This is a genomic window from Kitasatospora sp. NPDC057518, assembly GCF_042802075.1.
Classification (GTDB): domain Bacteria; phylum Actinomycetota; class Actinomycetes; order Streptomycetales; family Streptomycetaceae; genus Kitasatospora.
This window is the reverse complement of record NZ_JBHVEU010000474.1, coordinates 1-6,703: the sequence shown is the minus strand read 5'-3', so window position 1 is coordinate 6,703 and position 6,703 is coordinate 1. Positions and strand designations below refer to the sequence as shown.

Here is a 6,703-nt window from a genome sequence, read left to right as displayed (position 1 = left end):
GCGGCCAGCCGGTCCGCCTCGGCGGAGCTGAGGCAGACCGGCTTCTCCAGGAACACCGGGATGCCGCGGGCGAGCAGGCGTTCGGCCACGGGGGTGTGCAGGTGGTTGGGCACCGCGACGACCGCGAGGTCGACGTCGGGGCCGAGCAGGTCGGCGTCGGCGAGGAGCGCGGCGCCGGCCGGCACGTGCTCCGCGCCGCCGGGGCCGGGCTCGACGACGGCGGTGACCCGGTAGGCCGGGTGGGCTGTCAGGCGTGGCAGCCAGATGGTGCGGCCCGCCCAGCCGAGGCCGACGACGGCCACCCGTACCGGGGCGTCCGGCCCCCGTCCGGCGGTGCTCACCCGCGCGTTCACACCGCGGCCAGGGCGTCGGCGATGATCTGGGCGGTGTCCTCGATCGCCCGCTCGCTCGCGAGGAGGGTGCGGTGGTGCAGCCAGATGCCGTCGGCGGTGAGCGCCTCGCTGTTGGGGCAGGCCTTGGCCAGCGCGTCGACGGTGGTGTCGGGCGCGGCCGACTCCCAGAAGCCGTCCGAGCGGTAGATGGCGCGGAAGACCACGAAGGCGGGCAGGCCGCGCGCGATCAGGTCGTCGACCAGGGCGTTGCGCCGGTCCTCGCCGAGGCCGGGCACCCGGAACATCGCCATGTAGTGCGGCACGCGGTCGGCCCGCTCGTCGTGGCCCTGCGGCACCACGCCGGGGATCTCCGTCAGCAGGCTCTTGAGCAGCTTGGCGCGCTCCTCGCGGACGCTGATCTGGCCGTCCAGGCGGGCGAGTTGGGCGCGCAGCACGCTCGCGGAGAACTCGTTGAGCCGGAAGTTGGAGCCGGAGGTCTGGTGGTAGTACTTCCGGTCCGTCGGCGGGCGGCCGCAGCTGTGCCGCAGGAACGCCTCGTCGTACTGGGCGGTCTCCGGGAAGGTGACGGCGCCGCCCTCGCCGGCCGTCATCAGCTTGCCGTTCTGGAAGCTGAACGCGGCGATCGAGCCCAGCTCGCCGACCCGGCGGCCGCGCCAGCGGGCGCCGTGGGCGTGCGCGGCGTCCTGCACGATCGAGACGCCCGAGTCGGCGGCGAGCTTGTCGAGGGCGTCCAGGTCGGCGATCTGGCCGGCGATGTGGACGGGCATGATCGCCCGGGTCCGCGGGGTGATCGCGGCGGCGGCCGCCTCGGGGCTCAGGTTGTAGGTGTCGAGGTCGATGTCGACCGGCACCGCGGTGGCGCCGAGCCGCTGGGCGGCCTGGGAGGAGGAGATGAACGTGAACGCGGGCACGATGACCTCGGTGCCCGGGCCGACACCGAGCAGCTGGAGGGCGATCTCCAGCGCGTGGGTGCCGTTGGTGACGGCGAGCGCCTTGGCGGCGCCGTGGTACTCGGCGAACTCCTGCTCGAAGGTGTCGACCTCCTTGCCGCCCATCCGCCACCACTGGCCCTGCTCCAGGGCCCTGAGCAGTCCTTCGCGCTCGGCATCGTCGTACTGGGGCCAGACCGGGAACTCCGGGGCCGGACGTCCTTGGGCACTCATGATTCCGCGCAGCCTTTCCTGTCGGGGGGACCGTGGAACGGGACGCTAACCCAGGAAATCCGGCCCGTCACCTCCCCTACGCACCCCCCTACAAAGCCCTTGTCCTGCAGTTCGGCAACCCGCTCCGGTTTCGTCCGGGGAATTCGCTGCTATAACCGGAATATGAGCGAACTGCTATTGCTGAACGGCCCCAATCTCGGGATTCTCGGCCGCCGCGAGCCGGAGGTCTACGGCACCGACACCCTGGCCGACATCGAGGCCGCGGTCGCCGCCGAGGTGGCCGGCCGGGGCTGGAAGGTGGTCTCCGTCCAGCGCGAGTCCGAGGGTCAGCTGATCGAGGCGGTGCAGGACGCCTGGGACGGCTCCGTCGGGGCGATCGTCAACCCGGGCGCGCTGATGATCGCCGGCTGGGGCCTGCGCGACGCGCTCGCCGCCTACCCGCGGCCGTTCGTCGAGGTGCACCTGTCCAACGTCTGGGCGCGCGAGTCCTTCCGGCACGAGTCGGTACTGGCGCCGATCGCCTCGGGCGTGATCGTCGGGCTCGGCGCGCTCGGCTACCGGCTCGCCGCGCAGGCGCTGCTGGCGAAGGTCCCGGCGTCCTGATGGGCTTCGCGACGGGCGCCCCGGCAGGGGGCACCACGACGACGCGGGCCGCGGCGGCGCCGGGTCCCGCGGTTCAGGCTCCGACGGCTCAGGGCCCCGCGGCTCAGGGTCCGCCGCCGCAGGCCCCCACGGCCCAGGCCCCCACGGCCCAGGCCCCCATGGCTCAGGCCCCGACGGCCGCCCGGGGCGTGCTCGGCATCGACATCGGCGGCACCAAGGTCGCGCTGCGCGCCGAGGACGGTCCGCCCGGCGGGCCGGTCCGCACCGAGGAGGCCGTGCTGCGCTGGCCCGGCGCCCGGGTGGCCGGCGCCTACGCCGACTGGACGGCGCTGGCCGGCACGGTCGCCGACCTGCGCGAGCGCTGGGAGGGCGACTTCGCGGCGGTCGGGGTGGCCGTGCCCGCGACCCTCGGCCCGGACGGCCGGGTGCTCGCCTGGCCCGGCCGCCCCGACTGGCGCGGCTTCGACCTCGTCCCGGCACTGCGGCGGCTCTTCCCCGCCGCCGCCCTGGCCTGGGCGGACGACGGTGACCTCGCCGCGCTCGCCGAGGCGGTGCACGCCGGGTCCGGGCACGTGGTCTACCTGGGTGTCGGGACGGGCGTCGGCGGCGGTGTCGTGCACGGCGGCGCGCCGCTGCCGGGCCCGGGACGCGGCTCCTGCGAGGCGGGCCACCTGATCGTCGACCGCCGGGGCCCGGTCTGCGACTGCGGGCGGCGCGGCTGCCTGCAGGCCACCGCCTCCGGCCCGGCGACCCTGCGGCGCGCGGAACTGCTGCGCGGCGCGCCGGTCGAGTACCCGGAGCTGCGGTCCGGGCTGGCCGAGGGCGCGCCGTGGGCGGTGGAGGCCGTCGAGGAGACCTGCGCCGCGCTGGCGGCCGCGGCCGTCTCGCTCGGCGAGCTGTTCCACCCCGAACTGACCGTGCTGGGCGGCGGGTTCGCCGACGGGCTGCCCGGCTTCACGGCGCGGGTGGAGGCGCACGCCGCCGCGCTGGCCCGCCCCGGCGGCCCGGTCCCCGCGATCCGGCCGGCCGCGCTCGGCGGGCTGTCCTCGCTGCACGGCGCCCTCGCGCTGGCGCGGCTGCAGCCCGCGGCCTGAAGCCGTGCCCGCGCCCGCACCCCACCGCACCGCACACCACCTCACCGACCAGCCCTGGGAGCCGAGTTGACCACGACAGAAACCCTCGTCCGTACGGACGGCGGGCTGCGGCGCATCGACGTGGAGCTGGGTGAGCGCGGCTACCCGGTGCTGATCGGCCCCGGCGCCCGCCACCGGCTGGCCGGGGTGCTCGCGGGGATCGGCGCCCGCCGGGTCGCGGTGGTCAGCGCCCGGCCCGCCGAGTGGCTGCCCGACACCGGCCTCGACACCCTGGTGGTGGAGGCGAAGGACGGCGAGGAGGGCAAGTCCCTCGCCTGGGTGGCCGAACTGTGCAGCCGCTTCACCGCGTTCGGCCTCGGCCGGGCCGACGCCGTGGTCTCCTGCGGCGGCGGCACCACCACCGACGCGGTCGGGCTCGCCGCCGCGCTGTACCACCGGGGAGTGCCCGTGGTGCACCTGCCCACCTCGCTGCTGGCCCAGGTCGACGCGAGCGTCGGCGGCAAGACGGCGGTGAACCTCCCGGAGGGCAAGAACCTGGTGGGCGCGTACTGGCAGCCGTCCGCCGTGCTCTGCGACACCGACTACCTCGACACCCTCCCGCCGCGCGAACGCGTCAACGGCTACGGGGAGATCGCCCGCTGCCACTTCATCGGCGCCGGGGACCTCCGCCACCTGCCGCTGCCCGAGCAGATCGCCGCGAGCGTCGCCCGCAAGGCCGCAGTGGTGGCCGCCGACGAGCGCGACACCGGGCTGCGGCACATCCTCAACTACGGCCACACCCTGGGCCACGCGCTGGAACGCGCCACCGACTTCCGGCTGCGCCACGGCGAGGCGGTCGGCGTCGGCACGGTCTTCGCCGGCCGGCTGGCGGGCGCGCTCGGCCGGATCGGCCCCGAGCGGGTCGCCGAGCACCACGAGGTGGTCGCCCACTACGGGCTGCCGACCGCGCTGCCGCCGGAGGTCGGCACCGGGGCGCTGATCGCCCTCATGCGGCTGGACAAGAAGGCCGTCGACGGGCTCTCCTTCGTCCTGGACGGCCCGCGCGGCGCCGAACTCGTCAGCGACGTCCCCGAGTCGCTGGTCGCCCGCACGCTGGACGCCATGCCGCGCGCCGCCGCCGGGGAGGCCTGAGGTGTCCCTTCACCCCGACCTGCCGACCCCCGACCTGCCGACCCCCGACGTACCGGCCGCCGACGTACCGGCACCCGACGCACCCGACGCGCCGGCCGCCCGCCCGCCGATCTCCGGCCGCACCCGGCTGTTCGCGGTGCTCGGCGACCCGGTCGCACAGGCCAAGGCGCCCGCCCTGCTCAACCCGCTGTTCGCGGCGAGCGGCGTGGACGCCGTGCTCGTCCCCGTGCACGCCCCGGCGGACCGGCTGGACGAGGTCGTCCGAGGGCTGAAGGCCGTCGCCAACCTGGACGGGCTGCTGGTCACCGTCCCCCACAAGCTGGCGATGTGCGGGCACGCCGACGAACTCAGCGACGCCGCCGCCCTGTTGGGCAGCACCAACGCGCTGCGCCGCGAGCCGGACGGCCGCTGGTACGGCGACAACTTCGACGGCGCCGGGTTCGTCCGGGGCCTGGCCGCCGCCGGGCACCACCCGGCCGGGCTGCGGGTGGCACTGGCCGGCGCCGGAGGCGCGGGGCTCGCCATCGCCGCCGCCCTGCTCGCCGAAGGGGCCGCCGCACTCGCCGTCACCGATCCCGACCGGGGCCGGGCGGACGCCCTGCTGGAGCGGCTCGGCACCCGCTGGCCCGGCCGCGTGGCCGCCGCCCCGCGCCCGCCCTCCGGCGTCGACCTCGCGGTCAACGCCACCCCGCTGGGCCTGGACCCGGCCGACCCGCTCCCCTTCGACCCGGCCCCACTGGCGCCCGGCGCGCTGGTCGCCGACATCATCATGACGCCCGCCGAGACCCCGCTGCTGCGCACCGCCGCCGCCCTCGGCCTCGCCACCCACCCCGGCATCCACATGCTCGCCGAGCAACTGCCGCTCTACCGCTCCTTCTTCCGCCTTCCGGGGTGATCCCCCGTGCCTCCGGAGCCGGCCGACCCCCGTGGCCGCTCCCTCCCCCCGTCCCCGCAAAGGATCCAAACGATCATCCCACCGGCCGGTCGCCACCGACCTGACCACGCCTGATACCGTGCCATCGCCGTGGTGTTCGGGAAACCGGTCTGAGTCCGGTGCGGCCCTCGCCACTGTTGCCGCGGAGTTCCGCGGCCCTCGCTGACCGGCTTTCGCCAGCGGTCAGGGCCACTGGGCGGGCTGGGAGAGCCGCTCGGGAAGGTCGGTCGCGGCGTGTTGATGCGGAAGCCAGGAGACCGGCCACGGCGCGACATGTTCCACGAGGGTTTTGGAGAACACGTGCCCAGCGGTCAGCCGTACCCGCATCCGGTCCGATCCATACGTTCCATGCGCTCCGCGCGCTCCATGCGTCCCGTACGCCCCGTACGTCCCACAGGTCCGACACGTGTCGGCCGGGCCGTCGCGGCCCTGCTGTTCGTCGGTGTGCTCGGAGGGTGCGCGGGCGCCCCCGCGCCCGCCGCGTCCGGCGGGGCGACCGGGAGCGCCGCGCCGGTCAGCGTGGACAACTGCGGGACCACCGTGACGGTCGGCGCGCCGCCCGAGCGGCTGGTGACGCTCAACCAGGGTGCCACCGAGGTGGCCCTGGCCCTCGGGCTGGAGTCCCGCATGGCCGGTACCGCCTACCTCGACGACTCCGTCCCGGAGAAGTGGAAGGCCGCCTACGACTCCGTCCCGGTGCTCTCCAAGAAGTACCCGACGAAGGAGAACCTCCTCGCGGCCCGTCCCGACTTCCTGTACGCCTCCTACTCCAGCGCGTTCACCGACAAGGTCGCGGGCACCCGGGAGGAGCTGCGCGGCCAGGGCGTCCCGTCGTACCTGTCCCCGTTCGGCTGCTCGGACAAGAGCCAGGTGCCGCCGACGACCTGGCAGGCGGCATGGGGCGAACTGAACGACGTCGCCAAGGTCTTCGGCGTCCCGGAGCGGGCCGCCGCGATCCAGCGGCAGCAGGAGCAGCAGCTGGCGCAGTTCACGGCGACGGCCGCGGGCAAGGGCCTGAAGGTCCTCTGGTTCGACTCGGACACCAAGACGCCGTTCGTCGGCGCCGGCCACGGCGGGCCCCAACTCGTGCTCGACGCCGTGGGCGCCCGCAACGTCTTCGGGGACCTGCCCGGCAGTTGGCAGAACGTGAGCTGGGAGAAGGTCGTCGCGGCGGACCCGGACGCCATCGTGGTCGCGGACGCCGACTGGGACACCGCCCAGTCCAAGATCGACTACCTGGAGAACGACCCGGTCCTGAGCAAGCTCACCGCCGTGCAGCGCAAGGCCTTCGTGACGGTGCCGTTCTCCGAGTCGACCCCCGGCGTGCTGCTCGCCGACGGTGCCGCCCGGGTGTCCGACGGGCTGGGCCGACTGCACCCGGCTTCATGACCGCCGCGCCCCACCCCGTCGTGCGGCCCGCTGGTC

The 6,703-nt window shown here is 75.3% G+C and carries 7 protein-coding genes and 1 riboswitch; of the genes, 5 read left to right on the top strand and 2 right to left on the bottom strand.

Going from position 1 to position 6,703, the window contains the following annotated elements:
* Both ACFU7Z_RS33570 and ACFU7Z_RS33565 read right to left on the bottom strand, forming a co-directional pair.
* On the bottom strand, positions 1–341 hold a 341-nt coding region (locus ACFU7Z_RS33570), incomplete at its 3' end, for a Gfo/Idh/MocA family oxidoreductase (protein WP_380781696.1).
* A gap of 8 nt (positions 342–349) precedes the next feature.
* Positions 350–1,516, bottom strand: a complete 1,167-nt coding sequence (locus ACFU7Z_RS33565; RefSeq protein ID WP_380781694.1) for a DegT/DnrJ/EryC1/StrS family aminotransferase — start codon at positions 1,514–1,516, stop codon at positions 350–352.
* A 162-nt stretch (positions 1,517–1,678) separates the two neighbouring features.
* Here ACFU7Z_RS33565 and ACFU7Z_RS33560 point away from each other — a divergent pair, with 162 nt between their 5' ends.
* From ACFU7Z_RS33560 to ACFU7Z_RS33540, 5 genes are all read left to right on the top strand, one after another.
* On the top strand, positions 1,679–2,119 hold the full coding sequence (locus ACFU7Z_RS33560) for a type II 3-dehydroquinate dehydratase (RefSeq protein ID WP_074003444.1): 441 nt from the start codon (positions 1,679–1,681) through the stop codon (positions 2,117–2,119).
* Between the two features lie 158 nt (positions 2,120–2,277).
* Positions 2,278–3,213: an ROK family protein gene (locus ACFU7Z_RS33555; protein WP_380781692.1), complete on the top strand. Its 936-nt coding sequence runs from the start codon at positions 2,278–2,280 to the stop codon at positions 3,211–3,213.
* Between the two features lie 66 nt (positions 3,214–3,279).
* Complete coding sequence (locus tag ACFU7Z_RS33550; protein ID WP_259316404.1) at positions 3,280–4,344, top strand: 3-dehydroquinate synthase; 1,065 nt, start codon at positions 3,280–3,282, stop codon at positions 4,342–4,344.
* A 1-nt stretch (position 4,345) separates the two neighbouring features.
* Positions 4,346–5,239: a shikimate dehydrogenase family protein gene (locus tag ACFU7Z_RS33545; RefSeq protein WP_380781689.1), complete on the top strand. Its 894-nt coding sequence runs from the start codon at positions 4,346–4,348 to the stop codon at positions 5,237–5,239.
* Positions 5,240–5,352: 113 nt separating this feature from the next.
* Positions 5,353–5,559, top strand: a riboswitch (cobalamin riboswitch).
* Positions 5,560–5,644: 85 nt separating this feature from the next.
* Entirely contained in the window at positions 5,645–6,667 is a 1,023-nt protein-coding gene (locus ACFU7Z_RS33540; protein WP_380781687.1) for an ABC transporter substrate-binding protein, read from the top strand.
* The last annotated feature ends 36 nt before the right edge of the window (positions 6,668–6,703 follow it).

Bases quoted from the DNA above. Each gene is read 5' to 3' on its own strand.
- ACFU7Z_RS33565 (WP_380781694.1), bottom strand. From the start codon at position 1,516: ATGAGTGCCCAAGGACGTCCGGCCCCGGAGTTCCCGGTCTGGCCCCAG.
- ACFU7Z_RS33560 (WP_074003444.1), top strand. From the start codon at position 1,679: ATGAGCGAACTGCTATTGCTGAACGGCCCCAATCTCGGGATTCTCGGC.
- ACFU7Z_RS33555 (WP_380781692.1), top strand. From the start codon at position 2,278: ATGGCTCAGGCCCCGACGGCCGCCCGGGGCGTGCTCGGCATCGACATC.
- ACFU7Z_RS33540 (WP_380781687.1), top strand. From the start codon at position 5,645: ATGCGTCCCGTACGCCCCGTACGTCCCACAGGTCCGACACGTGTCGGC.